This window comes from Lentzea sp. NPDC003310 (genome assembly GCF_040610935.1).
GTDB lineage: Bacteria > Actinomycetota > Actinomycetes > Mycobacteriales > Pseudonocardiaceae > Lentzea.
The window spans coordinates 236797-259453 of record NZ_JBEXNC010000004.1; the positions used below are offsets into that span (position 1 = coordinate 236797).

General features: G+C 71.3%; 25 protein-coding genes. 13 read left to right on the forward strand and 12 right to left on the reverse strand.

What is annotated here, in order from left to right; genetic code table 11:
- Positions 1-49 precede the first annotated feature (49 nt).
- Together ABZX02_RS08670 and ABZX02_RS08675 are read left to right on the forward strand one after the other, a co-directional pair.
- Positions 50-397: a PadR family transcriptional regulator gene (locus ABZX02_RS08670; protein ID WP_355296215.1), complete on the forward strand. Its 348-nt coding sequence runs from the start codon at positions 50-52 to the stop codon at positions 395-397.
- Entirely contained in the window at positions 394-1284 is an 891-nt protein-coding gene (locus ABZX02_RS08675) for a hypothetical protein (protein ID WP_355296217.1), read from the forward strand. Before ABZX02_RS08670 ends, ABZX02_RS08675 begins: the two co-directional genes overlap by 4 nt.
- Here ABZX02_RS08675 and ABZX02_RS08680 read toward each other — a convergent pair.
- Together ABZX02_RS08680 and ABZX02_RS08685 are read right to left on the reverse strand one after the other, a co-directional pair.
- Entirely contained in the window at positions 1281-2690 is a 1410-nt protein-coding gene (locus ABZX02_RS08680) for an MFS transporter (protein WP_355296219.1), read from the reverse strand. The genes ABZX02_RS08675 and ABZX02_RS08680 overlap by 4 nt on opposite strands.
- Before the next feature lie 54 nt (positions 2691-2744).
- Entirely contained in the window at positions 2745-3506 is a 762-nt protein-coding gene (locus ABZX02_RS08685) for a glycerophosphodiester phosphodiesterase family protein (protein WP_355296221.1), read from the reverse strand.
- A 296-nt stretch (positions 3507-3802) separates the two neighbouring features.
- Here ABZX02_RS08685 and ABZX02_RS08690 point away from each other — a divergent pair, with 296 nt between their 5' ends.
- The 3 genes from ABZX02_RS08690 (at position 3803) to ABZX02_RS08700 (ending at position 6877) form a co-directional block, all read left to right on the forward strand.
- A complete protein-coding gene (locus ABZX02_RS08690) occupies positions 3803-4144 on the forward strand; it encodes a hypothetical protein (RefSeq protein WP_355296223.1) in 342 nt (113 codons plus the stop codon).
- 72 nt (positions 4145-4216) lie between these two features.
- Complete coding sequence (locus ABZX02_RS08695; protein WP_355296224.1) at positions 4217-6217, forward strand: EAL domain-containing protein; 2001 nt, start codon at positions 4217-4219, stop codon at positions 6215-6217.
- A gap of 15 nt (positions 6218-6232) precedes the next feature.
- Positions 6233-6877: a VOC family protein gene (locus ABZX02_RS08700; RefSeq protein WP_355296225.1), complete on the forward strand. Its 645-nt coding sequence runs from the start codon at positions 6233-6235 to the stop codon at positions 6875-6877.
- Here ABZX02_RS08700 and ABZX02_RS08705 read toward each other — a convergent pair.
- Together ABZX02_RS08705 and ABZX02_RS08710 are read right to left on the reverse strand one after the other, a co-directional pair.
- Positions 6870-7259 carry a hypothetical protein gene (locus ABZX02_RS08705; RefSeq protein WP_355296227.1) on the reverse strand — a complete coding sequence of 130 codons (390 nt, stop codon included), beginning with the start codon at positions 7257-7259 and terminating at the stop codon, positions 6870-6872. The two genes, ABZX02_RS08700 and ABZX02_RS08705, sit on opposite strands and share 8 nt — an antisense overlap.
- A 17-nt stretch (positions 7260-7276) precedes the next feature.
- Positions 7277-7741 carry a PPOX class F420-dependent oxidoreductase gene (locus ABZX02_RS08710; RefSeq protein WP_355296730.1) on the reverse strand — a complete coding sequence of 155 codons (465 nt, stop codon included), beginning with the start codon at positions 7739-7741 and terminating at the stop codon, positions 7277-7279.
- Positions 7742-7751: 10 nt separating this feature from the next.
- On the opposite strand from ABZX02_RS08710, the gene ABZX02_RS08715 reads away from it, so the two are divergent.
- Positions 7752-8594 (forward strand): alpha/beta hydrolase, encoded by an 843-nt coding sequence (locus ABZX02_RS08715; protein WP_355296229.1) that lies wholly within the window; start codon positions 7752-7754, stop codon positions 8592-8594.
- Between the two features lie 76 nt (positions 8595-8670).
- Here ABZX02_RS08715 and ABZX02_RS08720 read toward each other — a convergent pair whose 3' ends face one another.
- The 3 genes from ABZX02_RS08720 to ABZX02_RS08730 all read right to left on the reverse strand — a co-directional run bounded on the left by ABZX02_RS08720 (position 8671) and on the right by ABZX02_RS08730 (position 12832).
- On the reverse strand, positions 8671-9861 hold the full coding sequence (locus ABZX02_RS08720) for a GGDEF domain-containing protein (RefSeq protein ID WP_355296230.1): 1191 nt from the start codon (positions 9859-9861) through the stop codon (positions 8671-8673).
- Between the two features lie 199 nt (positions 9862-10060).
- Positions 10061-11335, reverse strand: a complete 1275-nt coding sequence (locus ABZX02_RS08725; RefSeq protein WP_355296232.1) for an MFS transporter — start codon at positions 11333-11335, stop codon at positions 10061-10063.
- A gap of 3 nt (positions 11336-11338) precedes the next feature.
- Positions 11339-12832 (reverse strand): carboxylesterase family protein, encoded by a 1494-nt coding sequence (locus tag ABZX02_RS08730; RefSeq protein WP_355296234.1) that lies wholly within the window; start codon positions 12830-12832, stop codon positions 11339-11341.
- A gap of 167 nt (positions 12833-12999) precedes the next feature.
- On the opposite strand from ABZX02_RS08730, the gene ABZX02_RS08735 reads away from it, so the two are divergent.
- The 4 genes from ABZX02_RS08735 to ABZX02_RS08750 all read left to right on the forward strand — a co-directional run bounded on the left by ABZX02_RS08735 (position 13000) and on the right by ABZX02_RS08750 (position 16251).
- A complete protein-coding gene (locus tag ABZX02_RS08735; protein WP_355296236.1) occupies positions 13000-13656 on the forward strand; it encodes an HAD family phosphatase in 657 nt (218 codons plus the stop codon).
- On the forward strand, positions 13653-14657 hold the full coding sequence (locus ABZX02_RS08740; protein WP_355296237.1) for a phosphotransferase family protein: 1005 nt from the start codon (positions 13653-13655) through the stop codon (positions 14655-14657). The genes ABZX02_RS08735 and ABZX02_RS08740 overlap by 4 nt, the downstream gene beginning before the upstream one ends.
- Complete coding sequence (locus ABZX02_RS08745; RefSeq protein WP_355296239.1) at positions 14657-15868, forward strand: acyl-CoA dehydrogenase family protein; 1212 nt, start codon at positions 14657-14659, stop codon at positions 15866-15868. Before ABZX02_RS08740 ends, ABZX02_RS08745 begins: the two co-directional genes overlap by 1 nt.
- A gap of 83 nt (positions 15869-15951) precedes the next feature.
- On the forward strand, positions 15952-16251 hold the full coding sequence (locus tag ABZX02_RS08750) for a hypothetical protein (protein ID WP_355296241.1): 300 nt from the start codon (positions 15952-15954) through the stop codon (positions 16249-16251).
- Here the strand turns inward: ABZX02_RS08750 and ABZX02_RS08755 are convergent.
- From ABZX02_RS08755 to ABZX02_RS08765, 3 genes are read right to left on the reverse strand one after another with little or no spacing between them, the layout of a single operon-like run.
- Complete coding sequence (locus tag ABZX02_RS08755; RefSeq protein ID WP_355296242.1) at positions 16248-16604, reverse strand: VOC family protein; 357 nt, start codon at positions 16602-16604, stop codon at positions 16248-16250. The two genes, ABZX02_RS08750 and ABZX02_RS08755, sit on opposite strands and share 4 nt — an antisense overlap.
- A gap of 10 nt (positions 16605-16614) precedes the next feature.
- Positions 16615-17328: a poly-gamma-glutamate hydrolase family protein gene (locus tag ABZX02_RS08760; RefSeq protein WP_355296244.1), complete on the reverse strand. Its 714-nt coding sequence runs from the start codon at positions 17326-17328 to the stop codon at positions 16615-16617.
- 54 nt (positions 17329-17382) lie between these two features.
- The gene (locus tag ABZX02_RS08765) at positions 17383-17814 is read right to left on the reverse strand and encodes an Hsp20/alpha crystallin family protein (RefSeq protein WP_355296246.1); all 432 of its coding nucleotides are present in this window, start codon (positions 17812-17814) and stop codon (positions 17383-17385) included.
- 106 nt (positions 17815-17920) lie between these two features.
- Here ABZX02_RS08765 and ABZX02_RS08770 point away from each other — a divergent pair, with 106 nt between their 5' ends.
- Complete coding sequence (locus ABZX02_RS08770) at positions 17921-18472, forward strand: HSP18 transcriptional regulator (protein ID WP_355296248.1); 552 nt, start codon at positions 17921-17923, stop codon at positions 18470-18472.
- On the opposite strand, the gene ABZX02_RS08775 is transcribed toward ABZX02_RS08770, so the two are convergent.
- Positions 18446-19294, reverse strand: a complete 849-nt coding sequence (locus tag ABZX02_RS08775; RefSeq protein ID WP_355296250.1) for an LD-carboxypeptidase — start codon at positions 19292-19294, stop codon at positions 18446-18448. The two genes, ABZX02_RS08770 and ABZX02_RS08775, sit on opposite strands and share 27 nt — an antisense overlap.
- Positions 19291-21177, reverse strand: coding sequence for a prolyl oligopeptidase family serine peptidase (locus ABZX02_RS08780; RefSeq protein ID WP_355296252.1), 1887 nt, complete (start codon positions 21175-21177; stop codon positions 19291-19293). Before ABZX02_RS08780 ends, ABZX02_RS08775 begins: the two co-directional genes overlap by 4 nt.
- A gap of 78 nt (positions 21178-21255) precedes the next feature.
- Between ABZX02_RS08780 and ABZX02_RS08785 the strand changes: the two genes are divergently transcribed.
- Together ABZX02_RS08785 and ABZX02_RS08790 are read left to right on the forward strand one after the other, a co-directional pair.
- Positions 21256-21822, forward strand: a complete 567-nt coding sequence (locus tag ABZX02_RS08785) for a DUF3090 domain-containing protein (RefSeq protein ID WP_355296254.1) — start codon at positions 21256-21258, stop codon at positions 21820-21822.
- Position 21823: 1 nt separating this feature from the next.
- Positions 21824-22609: an SCO1664 family protein gene (locus ABZX02_RS08790; RefSeq protein ID WP_355296256.1), complete on the forward strand. Its 786-nt coding sequence runs from the start codon at positions 21824-21826 to the stop codon at positions 22607-22609.
- Positions 22610-22657: the final 48 nt, after the last annotated feature.

Sequence of the window (22657 nt, forward strand, 5' to 3'; positions counted from 1 at the left end):
TAATCATTCCGCTTCCCGATATAGCTCGCGGCGCGATATATTCAGCGACATGAGTGGTCGGGTGATGTCCGAACAGACGTTCCTGGTGCTGACCGCACTGGCGGAGGAGCCGTTGCACGGCTACGCGATCGTGCAGGCGGTCGAGCAGCTGTCCGAGGGGCGCACGGTGCTGCGCGTCGGCACGCTGTACGGCGTGCTGGACAGGTTGGTGGCGGACGGGCACGCCGAGCGCGACCGCGAGGAGGTCCACCAGGGCCGGCTGCGGCGCTACTACAAGCTCACCGACTCCGGCGTGCGGGCGTTGCAGGCGGAGGTCGCGCGGCTGAGCGCCAACGTGCGGGCGGCGAGCGCGGTGCTGAGGGGAAGGGGTGTCCAGGCGTGGGCGGGTCGGGCATGAGGAACCTGGAGCGCCGGTACCGCGCGCTGCTGAAGGTCCTGCCGGCGTGGTACCGGCGGGACCGCGAGGAGGAGATGGTCGGGATCTTCCTGGCCGAGCGCGACGACGACCTCGACCTCGAGCACAGCTGGCCGGGGTGGGGGGAGACGGGGGCGGTGCTCGGGCTCGCCGTGCGGACACACCTGGCGGCGGGGGCGGCCTTCCCGAGCGTGCCGGCGAAGGTCGTGTGGCGCGGCGAGATCGTGCGGGCGCTGGGGATGCTCGGGTTGTTGCTGGGGATCTACCACACGACGGCGAGCGCCGTGCAGATCTTCACGTTGTTCGGTGGCCCGTACTTCGCGGACCTGACGTGGTGGCGGCTGCTGGACCTGGGGCCGCTCGTGGCGTTCCCGGCGCTGCTGAGCGGGCGGCGGACGCTCGCGAAGGTCGCGGCGGCGGCTCCGGCGTTGTTGTCGGTGACCGCGCTGGTGCAGCCGGGGCCCGCGGCGCTGATGTGGACGGTGTTCCAGTTGCCGTCGCTGCTGACGTTCGCGTGCCTGTGCCTGGGTTTCCACCGCGAGGCGCCGGTGCCGCCGGCGCGCAGGCTGCTGTGGTGGGGCGGGGGAGCGGTGGTGCTCGGTGTCGTCGGCGGGATCGCCGCGAGCGAGGGGTTGTTGCTGCTCGCACTGGTCACGGTGGGCGCGCGGGTGTTCGCGTTCGTGCGCGGTGACGCGGTGTTCGGGCGTGCGCTGTCGTGGTTCGCCGGGCTGCAGCTGGCGCCGCTGGTGTTCATGCTGCTCGTGTGGGACCAGCTCGTCGCGTCGGGGACGGTGCTGGTGGTGCTGCTCGCGCTCGCGGTCGTCGCTCCGGTGCGGCGCCGCCCGAAAGCGGCGCCGCAGATCGGCTAGACGAGGGCGGGTTCCTCGTTGCCCACGGCCTTGATGGCGCGGCGGACGGGCACGAAGATCAGCAGGACGAAGCCCGCCACGAAGAAGATGATCAGGGCGAGGATGGCGGGCCGCAGGCTGCCGGTGGCCTGGCCGACGCCCGCGAACACCAGCGGGCCGAGCCAGCTGGTGGAGCGCTCGCCGACCTCGTAGAGCGAGAAGTACTGGGCTTCGCGTCCGGGCGGGACCATCTGGCTGAAGAGACTGCGGGACAACGCGTTGGTGCCGCCGAGCACGATGCCGATGCCGGCCGCGACGAGGTAGAACTGCATCTCGTCGCCCGCCTGGACGAAGAACGCCGCGGTGATCACGACGATCCACACGAGCAGGGAGCCCAGGATCGTCTTCTTGGCGCCGACGCGCTTGGCGACGTAGCCGTGCAGGACGCCGCCGATGAAGGCGACGAACTGGACGATGAGGATCACCGTGATCAGCGTCTGCTGCTCGAACTTGAGCTCGACGCTGCCGTACTGGGCGCTGACGTTGGCGACGGTGGCGATGCCGTCGGTGTAGATCAGGTAGGTGCCGAGGAACGCGAGCGTGAGCGGGAAGGCCTTGGCCTGCCTCAGGGTGGTGCCGAGTTCCTTGAAGCCGGCGGAGATGACGGACGCGCCGTGCTCGCCGCCGTGCGGGCGCTGGTGCTCGGTGAGGGCGCGCAGCGGGATGATCGTGAAGGCTGCCCACCAGACGCCGGAGATGACGAACGCGATGCGGGCGGCGTCTCCGGAGGTGATGCCGAGGGCGTCGGCGGAAAGGGTGATGCCGAGCTGGATGGCGAGGGCGACGCCGCCGCCGAGGTAGCCGAAGGCCCAGCCGCGGCTCGAGACGGCGTCGCGTTCGTCGGGGGTGGCGATCTCGGGCAGGAAGGCGTAGTAGACGACGACGCTGGAGCCGTAGCAGATGTTGGCGATGATGAAGAGTCCGACGCCGAGCTTCCAGTTGGTGCCTTCGACGGCGGCGAGCGCGATGGTGGCCGCGGAGCCGGTGAAGGCGAAGAAGCCGAGCATCTTCTTCTTGTTCTGGGTGCGGTCGGCGATGGCGCCCATGACGGGCAGCACGATCACCTGGACCACGGTGGCGATGGAGAGCAGGTAGCCCCACAGCGAGCCGGAGGGGAACTGCAGGCCGAGGATCGTGACGTCGCAGTTGGCGAAGGCGTTGTCGTTCGCGCAGGGGTTGGCCCCGTTGAGCGCGGTGTCGGCCTTGGCCGCGTTGGTCGCGATGCTCGTGAGGTACAGCGAGAGGAAGACGGTGATCACGGACGTGGGGAACACGGAGTTCGCCACGTCGTACCAGACCCAGCCGCGTTGTTCTTTGCGGCGGCTGGTGGGGTTGGCGTCGGCGGCGTCGTCGCCCTGGACCTTCATGTCGGCGGACTGTACTTGTCCGCCGACGCGGTGATCGTCCGGCTGCCCAACCTGTTACCAGCTGTTGCGGGACTGGAGAACTTCGCGCAGGACGTCGGGCCGGTCGGTGACGAGTCCGTCGACGCCGAGGTCGAGCAGGGCGCGCATGTCGGCCTCGTCGTCGATGGTCCAGACGTGCACCTCGAGCGAGCGGCGGTGGGCGGCCTGGACGAAGCGGCGGTCGACGATGTGCAGGCGTCCCTGGCTGACGGGGACCTGGGCGATCTGGCCGCGGACGGCGGCGCCGGCGAGGGGGAGGCGGCGGGCGGCCCAGAGGGCTCCGGCGGAGCGGGGGCCCATCGACGTGAGCAGTGCGGGTCCGGCGAGGCGGCGCAGGCGGGCGAGGCGGGCGTCGGAGAAGCTGGCGAGGCAGACGCGGTGCAGCGCGTTCGTCTTGCGGAGCAGGGTGATGATGGGTTCGACGGCGTTCTCGGCTTTGACGTCGATGTTGAAGAAGGTGTCGGGGAGCTCTTCGAGGACGTCGGCGAGGCGGGCGATGGGTTCGCGGCCGGCGACGCGGGCGTGGCGGACTTCGGTCCAGGGGAGGGTGGAGACGACGCCCTGGGCGTCGGTGGTGCGGTCGAGGGTGTGGTCGTGGTGGACGACGACCTCGCCGTCGGCGGTGGCGTGGACGTCGGTCTCGATGTAGTGGTAGCCCTCCTGCACGGCCCGGCGGAAGGAGCTCAGGGAGTTCTCCATGCCGGCGAGGTCGTCGACGTGCCAGCCGCGGTGGGCGAAGGCGCGGGGGCGCGGGCCTGCGAGGTAGGGGTGGGTCACGGGTGGTCAGTCTGCCTTCCGGTGGTGGCTCGGGGGTGGACGGTGAGTGGCGCCACACTTTCTTCTTTTTCTCTATTGCTTCAGTGTCGCCTGAAATCAGACCTCTCGGCCTGTCGACTCCAACAAACTGCCCGTCCGAACCACAACGCGACAGGCGAGAAGCAACGGAAGTTGATCAACAGCGACCCGAAAACGACACCAACGGCCCGCCGGGTACTGTCCGGTTCCCTACGAAGGTCGGGCTTTCTGGCGCGTCGCTGGAGACCACCCGCCACCATTCGCTACCGTCGCGCGCCATGGAGCGCTCCACGGAGGCGGATGAGCCCAGGCACTGCGCGTGGTGCGGGAGGCGGTTGCCCGGGAGCGGGCGGATCGGCCGGCCGCGGCGGTACTGCGCGCAGCCGTGTCGTCAGCGCGCGTACGAGCGCAGGGCGGCGTTGCAGCGCGGTGGTCTGCCGGAGGACGCGGTGGTGCTGAGCACCGCGGAGCTGGCGGATCTGCAGGACAGGTTGTTCCAGCTGCGGTGTGCCGCGGAGGACGTGGTGACGGCGGCGCAGGACGGGGCGGAGAACGAGGAGCTGAGGAAGCTGGCGGCGGAGCTGGTGGAGTCGGCGAAGGGTTTGGAGCGGCTGAGATAGCCGTTCGCACAACAGCGAACTGACCGGCGTAGCGGGTTGCTTACGTCCGGTGATCGGACGATCATGACGCGCGTGACCTCCTACTGCCGCACGGTGCTGGACCGGGCGGGTGTCGGCTATGCCGTGACGGATGCGCGCGGGAACCTGTTGTGGTGCAACCGCGCGCTGGGTGCTGTGCTGGGGGTTCCGGTCGAGCAGGCGTACGGGCGGTCGTTGCCCGCGTTGCTGCCGGGGGTGCCGGAGGTGCCGGCTCCGGTGCGGGAAGTGCTGGTGCCGGGTCCGAAGTGGCTCGAGGTGCGGTGCTCGAAGCTGGGTGACGACCTGATGTACGAGGTCGTGGACGTGTCGGCGTGGCGTGATCGTGAGTTGACGGTGACGCAGGAGGCGGACGCGTTGCGGCGGGCGCAGGCGCTGGGGCGCATGGGCACGTGGGAGTGGTCGATCCGCGAGGACCGGGTGACGTGGTCGGACACGTTGCTGGAGATGTTCGGGTTCGCGCCGGGGACGGCGTTCGACTTCGAGCTGTATTCGCAGCTGGTGCACCCGGACGACCTGCCGATGATCGAGGAGACGCTGGACACGGCTCTGAAGACGGGGTCGGTGTTCACGTACACGCACCGGATGTTGCGGCCGGACGGCAAGGAGCGGGTGTTCGAGTGCTTCGGTGAGGTCGTCGTGGGGGACGACGGGACGCCGTTGCGGGCTTTGGGTACGGCGCATGACGTCACGCAGTCGAGTCGGGTGCACGACGAGCTGGTGAGGATGGCGGAGCAGGACCCGTTGACGGGGTTGCCGAACCGGCGTGCGTTGACGCGGGCTCTGGAGCAGGAGCTGGCGAACAACGGTTCGGGTGCGTTGCTGGTGCTGGATCTGGACAACTTCAAGGACGTCAACGATCTGCGTGGTCATGCGGTGGGTGACCGGGTGATGCGGATGCTGGCGTCGGCGTTGCAGTCTCGTCTGGGTGACAGGTTGATCGCTCGTCTGGGTGGTGACGAGTTCGCGGTGGTGTTGCCGGGGGCGTCGCCGAAGGACGCGTCGCTGGTGGCGGACGGGTTGCGGGACGCGGTGGCGGGTTTTCCGCTGGCGGGGATCGGGACGCCGGCGCGGATCACGGTGTCGACGGGGCTGGCGGAGTTCGGTCCGGGTGACTCGTGGGAGCTGGTGCTGGCGAACGCGGATCTGGCGTTGTACGCGTCGAAGGCGGCGGGCCGGGACCGGGTGACGGTGTACGAGCCGAACCACTACGCGGACACGGTGAAGCGGGTGAGTGTGCTGGACCGGCTGCGGGCGGCGCTCGCGGGTGGTGGTCTGGCGTTGTACGGGATGCCGATGGTGGACCTGTTCGACGGCACGGTGCTGGGGCACGAGTTGTTGCTGCGGCTGGAGGACGGGCAGGAGCCGTACCTGGGGCCGGCGGACTTCCTGCCGGTGGCGGAGCGGTCGAACCTGATCCTGGACGTGGACCGGTGGGTGTTGTCGACGGCGATCGACGCGTTGGTGGAGCAGCCGGATCCGCGGTTGCGGTTCAACGTGAACGTGTCGGGGCGGACGTTGGAGGATCCGGACTTCGGTGGGTTCGTGCTGGACCGGTTGGGGTCGGCGGGGGTGGCGCCGGGCCGGTTGGGGTTGGAGATCACGGAGACGGCGGCGGTGACGAACCTGGACGCGGCGGTGGCGTTGGCGACGCAGCTGCGGGGGTTCGGGTGCCGGATCACGTTGGACGACTTCGGGTCGGGGTTCGGGTCGTTCGTGCACCTGAAGCACTTGCCGATCACGGGGATCAAGATCGATGGCGAGTTCGTGAAGGGGATCGAGACCAGCGAGGCGGACGCGGTGCTGGTGTCGGGGATCGTGCAGATCGCGAACGGGCTGGGGTTGTCGTCGGTGGCGGAGTGGGTGGAGCGTCCGTCGCAGGTGGACGCTTTGCGGAAGCTGGGTGTGCGGGTGGGTCAGGGTTTCCACCTGGGCAGGCCGGTGCCGTTGCGTGACGTGGTGGGTGCGGAGCGCATGCCGCCGAATGGCGCATTGTCGTCTCAGGTGGTCGGAGCAGAGGATGGGGCGCGCTCCTGATCCCCGCCTGATGGGATGCCTGTGTCGTCTTGTGGTGTTCGTCGTCTCGAGTTGAGTGTTGCCGAGCCTGAGGCGTCGGTGGATTTCCTGGCCGGGGTGCTGGGGTGGACGGTGATCGCGGAGCCGGGTGGGTCGTTCTCGGGTTTCGTGGGGGATCGGCTGGCGGCGCACGTCGTTGCGGGCGATCAGGGCTGGCGGGTGTTCTTCGGTGGGGACGGGGCGCGGGAGTTGCGGGGTAATTCCTCTGTGGACTCCGGGCGGGTGTTGCACGGTCCGTGGGCGCCGGCTCCTCGTGCGGGTGAGCCGTGCTGGGTGGAGTTGATGACGGGCTCGCCGGAGGACGGGTACTGGCTGGGGGAGCTCGGCTGGGAGTCGCGGGCCGAGGGTGATGACTTCGTGGTGTTCACGTCCTCGCGGCACGGGGATCCTCGTGCGGTGGCGGGGCGGTTGACGACGTCACGGGCGGAGGGATGGCAGGTGTACTTCGCGGTGGACGACATCGCCGCGGTGTGTGCGCGGGTGTCCGAGTGGGACGGTCGTGTGCTGCTGGAGCCCACGACCGTGCCGACGGGCGTGGTGGCGTCGATCGAGGGCCCGCACGGCGGTTCGTGTGTGCTGCTGGAGAAGCCGGCGGGCTGGGGCGGGAACTGGGCTAGCTAGCGGGGTCGCGGTCGAGGAGTGCCACGGCGAGCAGGATCAGGCCGGTGGCGATGCTGACGCCGGAGTTGATCAGCAGGCCGGACGTGGCCATGCCGATCTCGCGGCCCCAGTGGGCGAGCTGGGAGCCGGCGTCCCAGAACAGGTACATCAGCGCGTTGACGAGGATGATCTTGCGACGGTCGGCGGCCCTGGACAGTCCCATCGCGATGATCGTGACGGCGATGATCAGGACGTGGTAGCCGGCGACGGCGTACCACTGGAAGGCGCGGGTGGGGGTCATCTCGCCGCCGAGGTAGGCGCGGTCGGTGAGTTCGGGGCTGATCGTGAGGACGACGGCCTGCAGGGCGTTGAAGGCGACGTAGACCCACAGGACGATCTTCATCCAGAGCTTCACGGGGCTCAGGCGTCCAGTTCGGGTGGGAAGCCGCCGGTGGCGATGGGGCCCCAGCTGTCGATGGTGATGCGGAGGAGGGCTTTGCCCTGGCGGAGCATGGCGGCGCGGTACTCGTCCCAGTCGGGGTGTTCGCCCGCGATGCAGCGGTAGTAGTCGACGAAGTCGTCGAGGGCGTCGGGGAGGTCGAGGACCTCGGCGGTGCCGTCGATCTGGACGTAGGGGCCGTCCCAGTCGTCGGAGAGCACGCACATGGTGACGGCGGGGGTGCGGCGGGCGTTGCGGACCTTGGCGCGCTGGGGGTAGGTGGCGACGACGATGCGGCCTTCGGTGTCGACGCCGCAGGAGACGGGGGAGACCTGCACGCCGTCGGTACTGGCGCGGCGGGTGATGAGGAGGCCGTGGTGGCGGGGGCGCAGGAACTCGAGCAGCTGCGGCCGGTCGACTCGGTCGGCCGTGGCGATCTTCGGCATGATGAGCAGCATGGCACGGTTCACCTCGTTCGACGGCACGCAGCTCGCCTACCGGGAGGTCGGTGAGGGCAGTCCGCTGGTGGTGCTGGCCGGTGGTCCCGGCCGGGCTTCGGAGTACCTGGGGACGCTGGGCGGTTTGGACGCGTCGCGGCGGTTGGTGGTGCTGGACAACCGGGGTACGGGGGAGTCGGACGAGCCGGCGGATCCGTTCACGTACCGGCGGGACATGCTGGTGCGGGACGTGGAGATGCTGCGCCGGCACCTGGGGCTCGCGGTGGTGGACGTGCTGGGGCACTCGGCCGGTGCCGGGATCGCGATGGGCTATGCCGCGGACTTCCCGGCCCACGTGGGCAAGCTCGTGTTGCTGACGCCGGCGTTGCGGAGTGTGGGGTTGTCGCCGGAGCAGAGCGACTGGGACGAGTTCCTGGCGGCGCGGGAGGGCGAGCCGTGGTTCGAGGCGGCGACGGCGGCGTTGGACCGCACCGCCGAGGGGGACGTGTCGGTGGAGAACCGGGTGGCGGCGTCGCCGTTGCTGTACGCGCGGTGGGACGAGACGACGCGGGCGCACGCGGAGGCGGAGCTGGGGCAGTGGAAGTACCCGGTGGCGCTGGGCTACAACGCCGAGGGGGCGTTCGTGCCGGGGGTGTTGCGGAGGGCGTTGCAGGAGTTCGACCGGCCGGTGCTGGTGTACGCGTGTTCGGAGGACCCGATCTCGCCGGTGCGGCGGTGTGTGCAGCTGGCGGAGTTGTTCCCGGACGTGACGCTGGTGGTGCACGAGGGTGTGGGGCACTACCCGTGGGTGGAGGACCCGGTCGCGGTGGCGGGGCGGGTGGAGGCGTTCCTGGGGGCGTGAGCCGGGGTCGGCACGCGGCTGGGGCCGGTCCGGTGTGGGCGCGCGGTCAGGACACGTCTGGCGGTGGCGCTGCGGTCTAGCGGGCGGCCGCGGCGGTGGCGACGCGGTCGCGGCCGTTGTTCTTGGCCTGGTAGAGGGCTTCGTCGGCGGCGAGCAGCAGCGGTGAGAGGTCTTTGGCGCTGTCGGGGAAGACGGCGGCGCCGACGGAGGCGGTGAGGCCGGAGACGACCTGTTCGCGGCCGAGGCGGTCGACGGCGACGATGTGCAGGCTCGCGATCTCGAAGCGGATGCGTTCGGCGGTGGCGCGGACCTCGTCGGTGCTGACGCCGGGCAGCAGGACGGCGAACTCCTCGCCGCCGAAGCGGCCGACGAGGTCGTAGGAGCGCACGGAGTGTTTGAGGGCGTCGGCGACGGCGCGCAGGACCTTGTCGCCGGCGAGGTGGCCGTAGGTGTCGTTGATCTGCTTGAAGTGGTCGAGGTCGAGGATGAGCACGCCGACGGTGGACAGCAGGCGGCGGGCGCGTTCGATCTCGCGGCCGGCGACGTCGTGCCAGAAGGTGGCGTCGACGAGGCCGGTCTTGGAGTCGGTGCGGGCGGCGACGCGGAACTGCGGCAGCAGCAGGCCCATGTGCAGGGCCAGGACGGTGAGCAGCAGCAGCGGCGTGAGCCAGGGGCGGCTCGACATCATGATGGCGAGGACGGAGCCCAGGCCGATCGAGGCGAGGATGATCAGCTGGTCGGAGGCGTTGCCGAGGGCGGCGCGGGCGGGCTGGTCGCGGTTGGTCATGACGATGGCGCCGACGACGAGCGCGTAGTTGACGAGCCAGTAGACGAGGCCGGCGCTGGTGAGCGCGAGCAGCCCGAGCGGTCCGTCAACGTCAAGAGGCCGGTTCGAAAAGATGCGAAGAACCAGTTGCGCGGCGGCGCATGCGAGTACGACAGTGGCCGCGGAGAACACCTTGCGGAACAGGACCGCCCGCCGTTTGTAGACCCGAAGCCACGCGTGCAGGTAGCTGATGGCGATCAGCGCGACCAGCAGGGGCATCGGTAGTACCAGCACGCCCGCGAACAGCCACACGGACTGCATGTGGGCGTGCGGCGAGCCCTCGCGGGAGATCTCACGGATCCGCTCGATGCCCTGGGCCGCTTCGAGGTGCAGGACGGCGCCGCCGGCGAGCAGCAGGAACAAGGGCCAGGTCAAGGCCTCGGCAGGGGTACGCCATGCGGTGGCGAGCGTGACGAGGGACGCCAAAACGACCACCGTCACGACATAGGCCAGCACCACAGGAGGAAGCGACCATAACCTCCATCGGCGCGGGTCGAGCCAAGGCACGCTGCCACCCCCACACCACCGTCAGGAAGAAACAACTGTAGCTACCGGGTAACTCAAAGTCGTGGCTCCATGTGGGGGACCTCACCCTGAGTAGTACTCACGATTTCTCGCACCCTTTTTCAGAGGAGATTCGTCATGATCGTTCGTTCTGGTTCCCCGCGTCCCGTCCGTCCGAACGACTGGCAGCGTCCGAACGACTGGCAGCGCCCCAACGACTGGCGTTCGGGCGAGACCCGCTGACCCACCAGAAGATCGCCGCACCGCCTGCCGCGAGCACGCCCAGTGCTCCGGCGGCGGCGACGACGAGGTGCACGGCGATGCGTTCCGCCGCCACGCCCGCCAGGGCCACTCCTGCGCCTTGGGACACCCTCAGGGCGGTGACGGCGAGACCGAACGCCTGCCCGCGCGAGGAGTCCGGGACCGCGCGCACGAATCTCGTGTTCGCGACCAGGTGGTAGGCACTGGCCGCTCCGGACAGCGCGAACAACCCGACACTGACGGCCAGGCCCGGCCGCAACGCGGCCGGGACGAGCACGGCGCAGGCGGCGATGGCGAGCCACGGCATGAGGCGCAGCTGGCGGTGTTCGTCGAGGCGGGCGACGAGCAGCATGCCGAGGGCGGCGCCGGCGGCGTAGGCGCCGAAGATCGCGCCGACTCCGGCGGGTCCGGCTCCGAGCTGGGCCGAGTAGGGGGCGGCGAGTGCTTCGCCTGCGATGTAGAACCCGGACACGCAGGCGAGGGCGAGCAGGGCGCGCAGGTGGCGGTCGCGCCAGACCAGTCGTGCTCCGCCGGCGAGGTCGGCGGGCCAGGCCCGGACGTGCGGGCCGGCCGGTGCGGGCCGGTCGAGCAGGTGGACGCCGGTGAGGAACGCCGCGACGAGGAACGTGGTGGCGTCGGCGACGAGGACCAGGGCGGGGCCGGCGAGTGCGACGAGTGCGCCGCCGCCGACGAACCCGGCGACCTGGGCGGCCTGGGTGACGGTGCTCAGGACGGCCTGGCCCATCGGGTAGCGCTGGTCGGGCAGGATCTGCGGCAGCAGCGCGGCGCGGGCCGCTCCGTGGGGTGCGCCGGCGAGCTGGACGAGCACCAGCAGTGAGGCGAGCAGCCACAGCGGCAGGCCGGGTACGGCCATGAGCAGCAGCAGGGCGCCGCGGACGAGGTCGGCGGCGACCATGACGTCCTTGCGGGCGAACCGGTCGGCGAGCCCCGAGAGCAGGGGCCCGCCGAGCAGGTCGGGCAGGAACGTCAGCGCGTAGGTGAGCGCGGTGAGTCCGGTGCTGGCGGTGCGGTCGAAGACGTGGACGGTGAGCGCGACCCTGGCGAACTGGTCCCCGGCCACCGAGACGACGTGGGCGACGAGCAGTGCGCGGAACTCGGCGTCACGGGCGAGGTCGCGGTATCCGGGCACGCCCTACAGGATGGACGACCAGAACCCGCACTGGTGGTCTCGGGCGAAGTCGGTGCCGCCGATGGCGCCGGGGGCGAAGGACTGCACGTCGGCGCGCCAGCCGGGGTCGCCGGTGCGGGCGAAGCGGCCCCAGGCGGAGATCATGCGGTCGGAGACGTGGCGCTGGGCCGGGGTGAGGGTCTGGCCGAGGTCGAACAGCATGAGCAGCTCGGAGCCGTGGTAGGCGCCGAACTCGGGGAACGGCGGCAGGCCGGGGAAGATCATCGGCACGTCGGGGTCGGCGAACTCGTAGCCGAAGACCCGCGTGTGCCGGCCGAGTTCGCGGCGGGTGGTCTGGGTGGTGCAGGCCCAGGACCGGTCGGTGAGCAGGTGGGCGATCTCGTCGCGGGCGTCGTCGTTGCCGTTGACGGGGTAGCGGGCGGCGACCTTGGCGGCGTTCGCGCCGAACAGCCACGACAGCTGGTCGGGGTAGGCGGCCTCCGGGATGGGCTGGGGCCAGAACAGCGGCGCGAACAGGGTCATCTCGTCGTGGGTGGTGCCCACGAGGGTCGGGACGCGCGTGATGGCGCCGGTGCGCTGGGCGGTGGCGGGGTCGGTGGGCAGGATCGCGGTGTCGTAGGACGGGGAGGCGAACAGGTCCTGGACGGTGAGCAGGTCGGCGACGGGCTTGCCGCGCAGGCACGTCACGTCGGCGCAGCCCAGCAGGCCGGTGCCGGCCTTCTCGGTGTCGGCCCGCGAGCGCCACACGCCGGTGAACTCGCCGGGGGTGGTGAAGGAGGGCAGGCTCAGCCCGCACGGCCCGGACTGGATGATCGCCTTGGCGAACAGGCCGGCGGCGCGGGGGGAGGCGAGCTGGGCGCAGACGCTCAGGCCGCCCGCGGACTCGCCGAACACGGTCACGTTGCGGGCGTCGCCGCCGAACGCGCGGGCGTTGCGCTGCACCCAGCGCAGCGCGGCCTGCTGGTCGGCGAGACCGAAGGTGCCGGAGCCGGGCAGGCCGGGGTGGCCGAGGAACCCGAACACGCCGAGCCGGTAGTTCACCGTCACCACGACGACGTCGTTCTTCGCGGCGAGCCAGGTGGCGTCGTACATGGAGGCGGCGCCGGTGGTGAAGCCGCCGCCGTGGATCCACACCATCACCGGCCGGGGCTTCGCCGAGCGGCCCGCGGGGGTGGTGACGTTGAGGTAGAGGCAGTCCTCGACCTGGGAGGAGGGCTGGCCGAGCTGGGCGTTCTGCGCGCAGTAGGGCGCGGGCACGGTCGCGTCGCGCACGCCGTGCCACGGGGTGACCGGCCGCGGGTCGCGCCACCGGTTCTCGCCGACCGGCGGGGCGGCGAACGGGATGTTCCCGAACGTGCGCACCTGGCTCGTCACCGTTCCGCGCACGGCGCCCTTGTCGGTGCGCACGACCGCGCCGTCGCCCGCGGCGGACGCGGGGCTGACCGCCACCGCGCAGGCCGTCACGGCGGCCAAGGCCGCCACCATCAGTTTCCTCACGTCGACCCCCAAGAGTTCACGCTGGCGGGTGAATCCCCTTCGGGGTCGAACGTAGCGAGGCGGGCGAAGCGCGGAAACCAGATAAAGAGGACTGGTGCGGTCGTCCGAAAGTTGACGGCGCCGCTCACCGGTTGCCGACATACCGACCGGTCGGTACCCTCCGTGCCGTGGGTGACACAACGCTTCCGCCGCAGCCCCTCGTCGACGCGCTGATCTTCGACTGGGGCGGCGTGCTGACCGTCTCCGTGCCCGAGTTCGTCGGCGCCTGGCTGCACGCCGAGGCCATCGACCGCGACGTCTACGGCCGCATCATGCGCGACTGGCTCGGCCGCGAGGCCCAGCCCGGCAACCCCGTGTTCCGCCTGGAGACCGGCGAGCTGACCGTGCCGGAGTTCGAACGCCTGCTCGCCGCCGAGCTCATCACCACCACCGGCGCCAAGATCGACGAGAACGGGCTGCTGCGCCGCATGTTCGGCGGCGCCACCCCCGACCCCGCCATGGTCGAGCTCGTCCGCAAGGCCCGCGCCGCCGGCCTGCACACCGCGCTGCTGTCCAACAGCTGGGGCGAGGGCTACCCCAAGGACCTGCTGCTGGAGCTGTTCGACACCATCGTCATCAGCGGCCGCGTCGGCCTGCGCAAACCCGACGAGCGCATCTACCACCACACCCTCGCCCAGACCGGCGTCCCCGCCGGGCGCTCGGTGTTCTTCGACGACGCGCCCGTCAACGTCGAAGCGGCCCAGGCCGTCGGCATGCACGCCTTCCGCCACACCAGCGCCGACGCCACCCGCGCCCACCTCGCCACCCTCGGAGTGAACCTGTGACCGACCTTCCCGGCCTCGACCTGCAGGCACTGGCCACACACCTGGGCACGGGCCCCCTGACGGGCGAGCTGTTCCGCGGCGGCCGCTCCAACCTCACCTACCGCGTCGGCGACGGCACCCGCACCTGGGTGCTGCGCCGCCCGCCGCTGGGCCACGTGCTCGCCACCGCCCACGACATGGCCCGCGAGTTCCGCGTGATCTCCGCTCTCGCCGATACCGCCGTGCCCGTGCCCGGCACCCACCGGCTCGTCGAGGACCCGTCGGTCATCGGCGCGCCGTTCTACCTCATGGACGAGATGCCCGGCGCCGCGCTGCGCGAACGCTCCCAGTGCCCGTGGCTCACCGCCGACGACGCCCGCGTGCTGTCGCAGCGGCTTGTCGACGTGCTCGCCGACCTGCACTCCGTCGACCCCGCCGCCGTGGGCCTGGAGGACTTCGGCCGTCCCGACGGGTTCCTCACCCGCCAGGTCACCCGCTGGGGCAAGCAGCTCGACGCCTCCCGCAGCCGCGACCTGCCCGGCATCGACGAACTGCGCGACAAGCTCGCCGGCACCGTCCCCGCCTCCCCGCGCGCGACGATCATCCACGGCGACTACCGCCTCGACAACGCCCTGGTCACCCAGGACCCGCTCGCCATCAGCGCCGTCCTGGACTGGGAGATGGCCACCCTCGGCGACCCGCTCGCCGACCTCGGCCTGCTCTACGTCTACTGGGCGGGCCTGGGCGCCGACAACGACCCCATCACCGGCGGCGTCACCTCGCTGCCCGGGTTCCTCACCGCCGACGAGCTCGTCGCCCGCTACACCGCCCGCACCGGCACCGACAACTCCGGCCTGGGCTGGTACATCGCCTTCGGCTACTTCAAGCTCGCCGTCATCGTCGAGGGCATCCACTTCCGGTTCGCCAGCGGCAAGACCGTCGGCGCCGGCTTCGACAAGCTCGGCGCGTTCACCGTCCCCCTCGTCCGCCAAGGACTCGCCGCCGCCCACAAGGAGCTCTAATGGACTTCGCCTACGACGCCAAGACCGAGGAACTGCGCGCCAAGCTCCTCGCGTTCATGGACTCCCACGTCTACCCGGCCGAAGCGGTCCTCGAACAGCAGCTGCACGACGCCGCCGACCCGTGGGAACGCCAGCCGGTCCTGGAGGAGCTCAAGGCCGAGGCCCGCCGCCAGGGCCTGTGGAACCTCTTCCTGCCCGACGCCGAGCACGGCGCCGGCCTGACGAACCTGCAGTACGCGCCGCTCGCGGAGATCACCGGCCGCAGCCCCCACCTCGCCCCCGAGGCGCTCAACTGCGCCGCCCCGGACACCGGCAACATGGAAGTCCTCGCCATGTTCGGCACCGACGAGCAGAAGAAGCAGTGGCTGCAGCCCCTGCTCGACGGCGAGATCCGCTCCGCGTTCTGCATGACCGAACCCGACGTCGCCTCTTCCGACGCCACCAACATCGCGACCCGCATCGAACGCGACGGCGACGACTACGTCATCAACGGCCGCAAGTGGTGGTCCTCGGGCGCCATGAACCCCAACTGCGCCATCTTCATCGTCATGGGCAAGACCGACCCCGACGCCGAACGCCACCGCCAGCAGGCCATGATCCTCGTCCCGCGCGACACCCCCGGCGTCACCGTGAAGCGCGCGATGCACGTCTTCGGCTACGGCGACCACGCCCACGGCGGCCACGCCGAGATCGAGTTCGACAACGTCCGCGTCCCCGCCGCCAACCTCATCTCCGGTGAGGGAGAGGGCTTCGCCATCGCCCAGGCCCGCCTCGGTCCCGGCCGCATCCACCACTGCATGCGCCTGATCGGCATGGCCGAACGCGCCCTCGAGCTCATGTGCCGCCGCGCCCTGTCCCGCGTGGCGTTCGGCAGGCCCATCGCCACCCAGGGCGTGGTGCACGAGTGGATCGCCGAGTCCCGCGTCCGCATCGAACAGGCCCGCCTGCTCGTGCTCAAGACCGCCTGGCTCATGGACACCGTCGGCAACAAGGGCGCCCACACCGAGATCCAGGCCATCAAGATCGGCGTCCCCTCGATGACCGAATGGGTCCTCGACAAGGCCATCCAGGCCCACGGCGGCGCCGGCGTCAGCCAGGACTTCCCGCTCGCCGAGCTGTGGGCCGCCACCCGCACCCTGCGCCTGGCCGACGGACCCGACGAGGTCCACCGCATGTCGCTGGCCAAGCGGGAGCTCAAGAAGTACCTGTAGACGCATGGAGATCACGCGGGGCGGTCCTGCCGACGTACCGGCCATCATGACGATGCTCGATGACGCGGGGGTGTCACCTCGACATGCTTTTCGTCGAGGTGACACCCCCGCGTCCGAGGTCATCAGGAGCTGACGCAGCGCAGGACTGGCTCGCCTCCCAGGGGCGCACCGGGCAGTGGGGCACCGACCACTTCTCCGGTGTCCCCGCCACCGTCGACAGGTTCACCCGCCTCGCCACCACCGGCACCGTCTGGACCGCCCACCTGGACGGCCGCCTCGCCGGGGTGGTGATCATCTCGACCACACCGCTCGAGTACATCGACGCCGCGCCCGAACCCGAGCCCGGCCGGCTGCTCGCCCAGCGCGTGAAGCCCGAGGTCTAGCCCAGGAACAGGCAGAACGGGTGACCGTCCGGGTCGAACAGGACCCGGACGTCGTCCTGCGGCTGCACCGGAGCCAGTACCGCGCCGCACGCCACCGCGTGCGCGGCCGCCTCCGTCAGGTCGTCGACCTCGATGTCGAGGTGCTGCGTCGCCACCGGCGCGCCGGGTTCGCTCGGCCACACCGGCCGCCGGAACTCCCGCTCCCGCTCCAGGTTCACCGTCATCCCGCCCGGCGTGCGGACCTGCGCCCAGTCGTCCTGCAGCGCCGAGGGCTCCACCCCGAACAGCCGCGCGTAGAACGACGCGAGCACCCGCGGCTGCGATGTGCCGACCGTGACCGACGTGAGGCGCATGGCCCCGACGCTAGTTGTTGAGCGCCTCGCGTGCCGCCAGCGCGGCCCGGCAGGCGTGCACGAAGTCCCAGAACACCTCGGTCGTCGTGTGCCGCCGGTCCGACCGCGAGTTCTCCGCGAACATCGCCGACCGCAGGGGAGTGGTCAGCTCCAGCTGCCCGCCCTGCCGCGACCGCGTGCGGTTGGCGATGTTCGCGCGGTCGAAGCCGCCCAGCACCGGGTGGTCCACCGCGTCGATCGTGTGGAAGCCCGCCCGCCGCAACCGCGTCAGCAGCTCCAGCCGCAGCAGCGCGTCCCGGCCGCCGACCAGCACCGCCCGGTCGTGGTCCTCCAGGCCCGCCGCCGCGGCCGTGCAGCCGTGCAGGCCCAGCGCGTGCGAGGCGCCGGACACCAGCTGCCGGGCCACGCGGTCGTCGCAGTGCGACGAGGTGACGTGCAGCTCGTCGTTGGACGCCGTGCGCAGGCCCTCGAACATCCAGTAGTCGTGCGTCTGCCCGATCGGCACGCGGGTGCCGGGGTGGAAGCCCGCGATCGCGAGGCACAGTTCCGAGGTGCCGACCTCGATGCCACCGCCGTGCGGGGCGAGAACGACGGACGGGGTGCGGGGCCGGTGCCGCTTGAAGCGACGCCGGTAGTCCACCCGTTCCACCAGTCGGGGATCGGCGTAGAGGTCGGAGTTGGACGCGTAGACGTCTAACGCCGCCCACTGAGGCTGGGGTCTCATGGCGGGCGGAAGCCTACCCGGCATCACCCGGTCGGCCGCCGCCCGCCGGGTGAATCACGCGTCGATCTGCTTGGGCGCGTCCTGCGTCGAGCCGATCGCGATCTTGCGGGGCTTCGCGCGCTCCGCGATGGGGATCCGCAGCGTCAGCACACCCGCGTCGTACTGGGCGTCGATGCGGTCGGTGTCGAGCGTGTCCCCGAGGAACAGCTGCCGCGAGAACACACCCAGCGGCCTCTCCGACACCTGCATCTCCACGTCCTTGCCGACTGGCCGGCGCTCCGCCTTGACCGTGAGCACGTTGCGCTCGACGTCGAGCTCGATCGCGTCCGCCGCCACCCCGGGCAGGTCGAACGCCACCACGAACTCGTCGCCGTCGCGGTAGGCGTCCATCGGCATCGCCGTCGGACGCGACCACGTGCCCGCCGACCCCAGCACCTGCTGCGTCAGCCGGTCCAGCTCGCGGAACGGGTCAGTGCGCATCAACATCTGACACCTCCAGTCATCTCGTAGGACTGTCAATGCGCTGCCCCACTGTTGTAACATGTCGTCGAAACGATGACAAGTCCCTAGCGTCATCGGGAGGACGACAGACATGACGGACGACTACGACACCGTGCGCGCCACCGCCGAGGACCCCGGCAACGCCACCGAGGTGCTCGCCGCGCTGATGCTGCTGCGACAGCTGCGCGACGAGCTGTCCGGCTGGGAACCCCAGCTCATCGAGGCCGCGCGGGCACTGGGCACCAGCTGGGCCGACCTCGCGCCCGCCCTCGGCGTCGCCAGCCGCCAGGCCGCCGAGAAGCGCTACCTGCGCGTGCGCCGCACCGGTGAGAGCGGCACCGGCGACGAACGCGTGCAGGCCGAACGCGACCGCCGCGCCGGCGACAAGGCCGTCACCACCTGGGCGCGGCGCAACGCCGGAGTCCTGCGCACGCTGGCCGCCCAGGTCGGCCCCCACGACGACGCCGTGCAGCAGGCGCTGGGCGGCGAGGACGCCGCCGGGCTGCTGGAACCCCTGGCCGGCGCCGGACCCGGCCTGCGCGCCGGGCACCCCGGCCTCGCCGAGCAGATCGCCGACATCGGCGCGCACACCGACCGGCTGCGCGCCGACGCCCGCCTACAGCAACGTCAGCGTCGCGGCTGAGGCGTCGAGCTCCGCGGGCACGCCCAGCGGCAGCGACCACGACCCCGCGCAGTGCCCGAAGCCGAAGTCCCCGAGGACCGGCACGCCGAGCCCGCCGAGGCGGTCCGCGAGCACCGCCGAGACGTCACCGCAGTCCGTCCACGACCCCAGCACGATCCCCGACACCGGGGTGAACCAGCCCGCCCGCAGCAGCTGCGTCAGGATCCGGTCCAGCCGGTAGGCCTCCTCGCCGATGTCCTCGAGCAACGCGATCGAGCCCGGCGGCGGGGGAGACCACCGCGGCCCGCCCACCGACGCGGCCAGCAACGCCGCGTTCCCGCCCGTGAGCACCCCGCGCGCCGTGCCCGCCACCACGGTCGTGCCCGCCGACCACGACCGCACCCCGGTGAACAGCACCTCCCGCAGTCTCGCCTGCGCCAGCGGGTCGTCCACGAAGTCCGCCGTGCCCGGCATCGGCCCGAACACCGTCGCCTGCCCCACCGCGGTGAGCTCGGCGTGCAGCACCGTCACGTCCGACGCGCCCACGAACACCCTCGGCGGCAGGTCCTTCCACGGCACCAGGTCCGTCATCCGCAGACACCCGTAACCGCCGCGCACGCAGAACACCGCCGCCACGTCCGAGCACCACGCGGCCGTGAACTCCTCGGCCCGCGCCCGGTCCGACCCCGCCAGGTACGGCAACGACCACGGACTCACCACGGGCGTCGTGACCTGCAGGCCCCACGACCGCAGCACCTCGGCGCCCGCGGCGATCCTCGAAGCCAGGGCCGGGCCGGCCGGGGACACCAGCGCGACCCGGTCCCCCGGCGACAGCAGGCTCACTCCGACAGTTCCAGCGGCGGCACACCCGGCGGGGTGAACCCGAACGCCTGCCCGTAGAACGACAGCTCCGCCTCCAGCGCCGCCTTGATGTTCTCGGCCATCCGGAACCCGTGCTGCTCACCTTCGAACCGCAGGTACGCGTGCGGGATGCCCGAGCCGGCCAGGTCCGCGGCGAACCGGTCCGCCTGCTCCGGCGGGCAGATCTCGTCCTCCAGGCCCTGCAACAGCAGCACCGGCCCCGACGCCTGCCGCGCCTTGCGCGAGGGAGACCGGTCCCGGTAGCGGTCCGCCGCCTCCGGCAGCGTGCCCACCAGGCCCTCGACGTAGCGCGACTCGAAGTCGTGCGTCTCGCCGCCCTCGCCCGTCCAACCCGCCAGGTCCAGGATCGGGAACGCCACCATCCCGCACCGGTACACGTCCGTCGAGGTCAGCGACGCCGCCGACGTCCAGCCACCCGCCGAGCCGCCCCGGATGCCCAGCCTCTTCGGGTCCGCCGTGCCCTCCGCGGCGAGCTGCTGGGCGACGAACGCGCAGTCCTCCACGTCCACCACGCCCCACTGCTCGCGCAGCCGCTCCCGGAACGCCCGCCCATACCCGGTCGAACCGCCGTAGTTCACCGCCACCACACCGATGCCGCGGCTGGTCAGGTACGCGATGTCGCTGTCGAGCTTGGGCAGCGCCCGCCCCGTCGGCCCGCCGTGCACGTGCACCACGTACGGCGGCAGCTCACCCTCGGGACCCTCGAAGTCCGGGTTGGACGGCGGGTACACGTACGCCGGAATCTCCCCGAACACCCGCTCCACCGGCACCGGCAGGTACGCGTCCTCCGGCGAGGACTCCCCGCCCGTGAGGTAGGTCAACTCACCGTTGGACAGGTCCAGCCGCACCACCGCGTAGTCCGACGTCGGGCCCGCCGCGCCGCACACCACCACGCCGTCGCGCACCGACAGCTCCGCCGCCCACGTCGGCAGGTCGGTCTGCACGTCGGTCACCGTCGCGCTGCGCTCGTCGAGCACCGCCAGGTGCCCCGACCGCACCACCAGGTAGCGGCCCGGCGACAGCGTCGCGAACCAGCGGTTGCCCAGCCGCCACATCGGGCCGCCCAGCTCCTCCTCGCACGGCGCCAGGTTCTTGCGCGTGCCGTCGGGGGAGACGCGGAACAGGTTCCACCAGCCGTCCGGGTCCGTGAGCGCCAGCAGGGAGTCGCCCTCCCACTCGAACTGGCACACCGCCTCGGTCGCCGACCCCGCCACGACCCGGTGCCCGGTGGACCCGACCTCGGCCACGCACAGCTCGGTGCCGTCCCACGGCATCCGCGGGTGGTCCCAGCCGATCCACGCGACCTTCGTGCCGTCCGGGCTGATCTTCGGGCCCGTCATGAAGTGGTGCGACGCCCCCAGCACCCGAACTTCACCACTTCGGGTGATCGCGACGAGGTCGCGGCGGATGTCCGTGCGCGCGTCGCCCGTGACGGTCTCCCGCACGCACCACACCTCGCCGTCCGGCCCGGCCGACAGGTCCGAGTACCGCACCCCGTGGTGGCGCTCCGGCTCCGGCGTCAGCGGCGTGGGCTGCGGCGAGTCCGGGTTGAACACGTAGACGCGCTGGTCGTCCCAGTGCGTGAACGCCACCCTGTCGTCGGCGAGCACCACGAACGGCCGGCCGCCGTACTCGTGCACCCGGTTGCGGGCGTTCCACGGCGCGGGCAGCACCTCCACGCCGTCGCGCACCAACGCCACCCTGCCACCCTGACCGGGCCGGCTCTCCGCCCACCACACCTGCTCACCGTGCAGGTCGGCCCACTGGAACCCACCGCCCGGCTTGGAGGTGTCGCCGGCGCTGATCGGCGAGGTCCAGGTCCCGTACGAAGCGATCTTCACCACAACCCGACCCTATACGCGGAGTGTTTGGTGGGGGAGGACCTGCCGACGATCTCCGCGTGGCCTAGGGTCGACACTGCCATGGCTCGCGTCATTCACGTATTCCGCGCACCCGACCGGTTCATCGCAGGAACCGTCGGGCAGCCCGGCGACCGCACCTTCTACCTGCAGGCCTCCGAGCAGAGCAGGTTGATCAGCGTCGCCCTGGAAAAGCAGCAGGTCCAGGTCCTCGCCGAGCGCATCGGCTCGTTGCTCGAGGAGGTGCACCGCCGCTTCGGCACCGACGTGCCCGACGACGCCCCGCCCGACGACCTCGACACCCAGCCCCTCGACGTGCCCGTCGAGGAGGAGTTCCGCGTCGGCACCATGGGCCTCGGCTGGGACGCCGAGTCCAAGGCGGTCGTCATCGAGCTCCTCGCCGTGTCCGAGGAGGAGGTCGACGAGGCCGTCGTGCTCGACGACACCGAGGAGGGCCCCGACGCCGTGCGGGTGTTCCTCTCCCCGTCCGCCGCGCGGGCGTTCGCCGAACGCGCCGACCGCGTCGTCAACGCCGGCCGCAAACCCTGCCCGCTGTGCGCCGAACCGCTCGACGCGGACGGCCACATCTGCCCGCGGCAAAACGGCTACCGCCGCACCGAAGAAGACTGACGTGGACACCTCAGCGGCCCTGCACCTGCTCGAACACGGCCGCATCGAGGTCGAGGGACGCCTCGTCGACGCCTCCAACGCCACCTTGTTCTGCAAGATCTCGTTGGACGGCGTCGACGCCCAGTGCGTCTACAAACCCGTGCGAGGCGAACGGCCGCTGTGGGACTTCCCCGACGGCACGCTCGCCGGCCGCGAGGTGGCCACCTACCTGATCTCCGCCGCGTCCTTCGGCGTCGTCCCGCCCACCGTGCTGCGCCCCGGTCCGTTCGGCACCGGCATGGTCCAGCTGTGGGTCGACACCCGCGAGGAGGACGAGCTCGTCGACATCATCGGCGTCGACGACGTCGAACCGGGCTGGATCCCCGTCTTCCACGCCCACGACCGCTTCGGCGACCCCGCCGTCCTCGTGCACGCCGACCACCCGCGCATCGCCGAGATGGCCGCGTTCGACGTCGTGGTGAACAACGCCGACCGCAAGGGCGGCCACGTCCTGCACGCCGTCGACGGCTCCGTCTACGGCGTCGACCACGGCATCTGCCTGCACACCGAACCCAAGCTCCGCACCGTGCTGTGGGGCTGGGCCCGCGAGCCCCTGCCCGACACCGTCGTCGAGCCGCTGCGCCGCCTGAGATCCGCTCTCGACGGTGCCCTGGGCGAGTCGCTGCACGACCACCTCACCCGCGCCGAGGTCCGCGCGGTCGGCGAACGCCTCGACAAGCTCCTGGCCGCGGGCGTGTACCCCGAACCGTCCGGCGACTGGCCCGCGATCCCCTGGCCCGCGTTCTAAGCGCGCTCCCGGTAAAGGCCGCGCCCCCACGGCCTCGTGTTACTACGC

Excerpts from the sequence above, each read along its gene's own strand:
- ABZX02_RS08670 (WP_355296215.1), top strand. The coding sequence starts at position 50 with ATGAGTGGTCGGGTGATGTCCGAACAGACGTTCCTGGTGCTGACCGCA.
- ABZX02_RS08675 (WP_355296217.1), top strand. The coding sequence starts at position 394 with ATGAGGAACCTGGAGCGCCGGTACCGCGCGCTGCTGAAGGTCCTGCCG.
- ABZX02_RS08680 (WP_355296219.1), bottom strand. The coding sequence starts at position 2,690 with ATGAAGGTCCAGGGCGACGACGCCGCCGACGCCAACCCCACCAGCCGC.
- ABZX02_RS08690 (WP_355296223.1), top strand. The coding sequence starts at position 3,803 with ATGGAGCGCTCCACGGAGGCGGATGAGCCCAGGCACTGCGCGTGGTGC.
- ABZX02_RS08700 (WP_355296225.1), top strand. The coding sequence starts at position 6,233 with ATGCCTGTGTCGTCTTGTGGTGTTCGTCGTCTCGAGTTGAGTGTTGCC.
- ABZX02_RS08705 (WP_355296227.1), bottom strand. The coding sequence starts at position 7,259 with ATGAAGATCGTCCTGTGGGTCTACGTCGCCTTCAACGCCCTGCAGGCC.
- ABZX02_RS08710 (WP_355296730.1), bottom strand. The coding sequence starts at position 7,741 with ATGCCGAAGATCGCCACGGCCGACCGAGTCGACCGGCCGCAGCTGCTC.
- ABZX02_RS08715 (WP_355296229.1), top strand. The coding sequence starts at position 7,752 with ATGGCACGGTTCACCTCGTTCGACGGCACGCAGCTCGCCTACCGGGAG.
- ABZX02_RS08745 (WP_355296239.1), top strand. The coding sequence starts at position 14,657 with ATGGACTTCGCCTACGACGCCAAGACCGAGGAACTGCGCGCCAAGCTC.
- ABZX02_RS08750 (WP_355296241.1), top strand. The coding sequence starts at position 15,952 with ATGCTTTTCGTCGAGGTGACACCCCCGCGTCCGAGGTCATCAGGAGCT.
- ABZX02_RS08755 (WP_355296242.1), bottom strand. The coding sequence starts at position 16,604 with ATGCGCCTCACGTCGGTCACGGTCGGCACATCGCAGCCGCGGGTGCTC.
- ABZX02_RS08760 (WP_355296244.1), bottom strand. The coding sequence starts at position 17,328 with ATGAGACCCCAGCCTCAGTGGGCGGCGTTAGACGTCTACGCGTCCAAC.
- ABZX02_RS08765 (WP_355296246.1), bottom strand. The coding sequence starts at position 17,814 with ATGTTGATGCGCACTGACCCGTTCCGCGAGCTGGACCGGCTGACGCAG.
- ABZX02_RS08770 (WP_355296248.1), top strand. The coding sequence starts at position 17,921 with ATGACGGACGACTACGACACCGTGCGCGCCACCGCCGAGGACCCCGGC.
- ABZX02_RS08785 (WP_355296254.1), top strand. The coding sequence starts at position 21,256 with ATGGCTCGCGTCATTCACGTATTCCGCGCACCCGACCGGTTCATCGCA.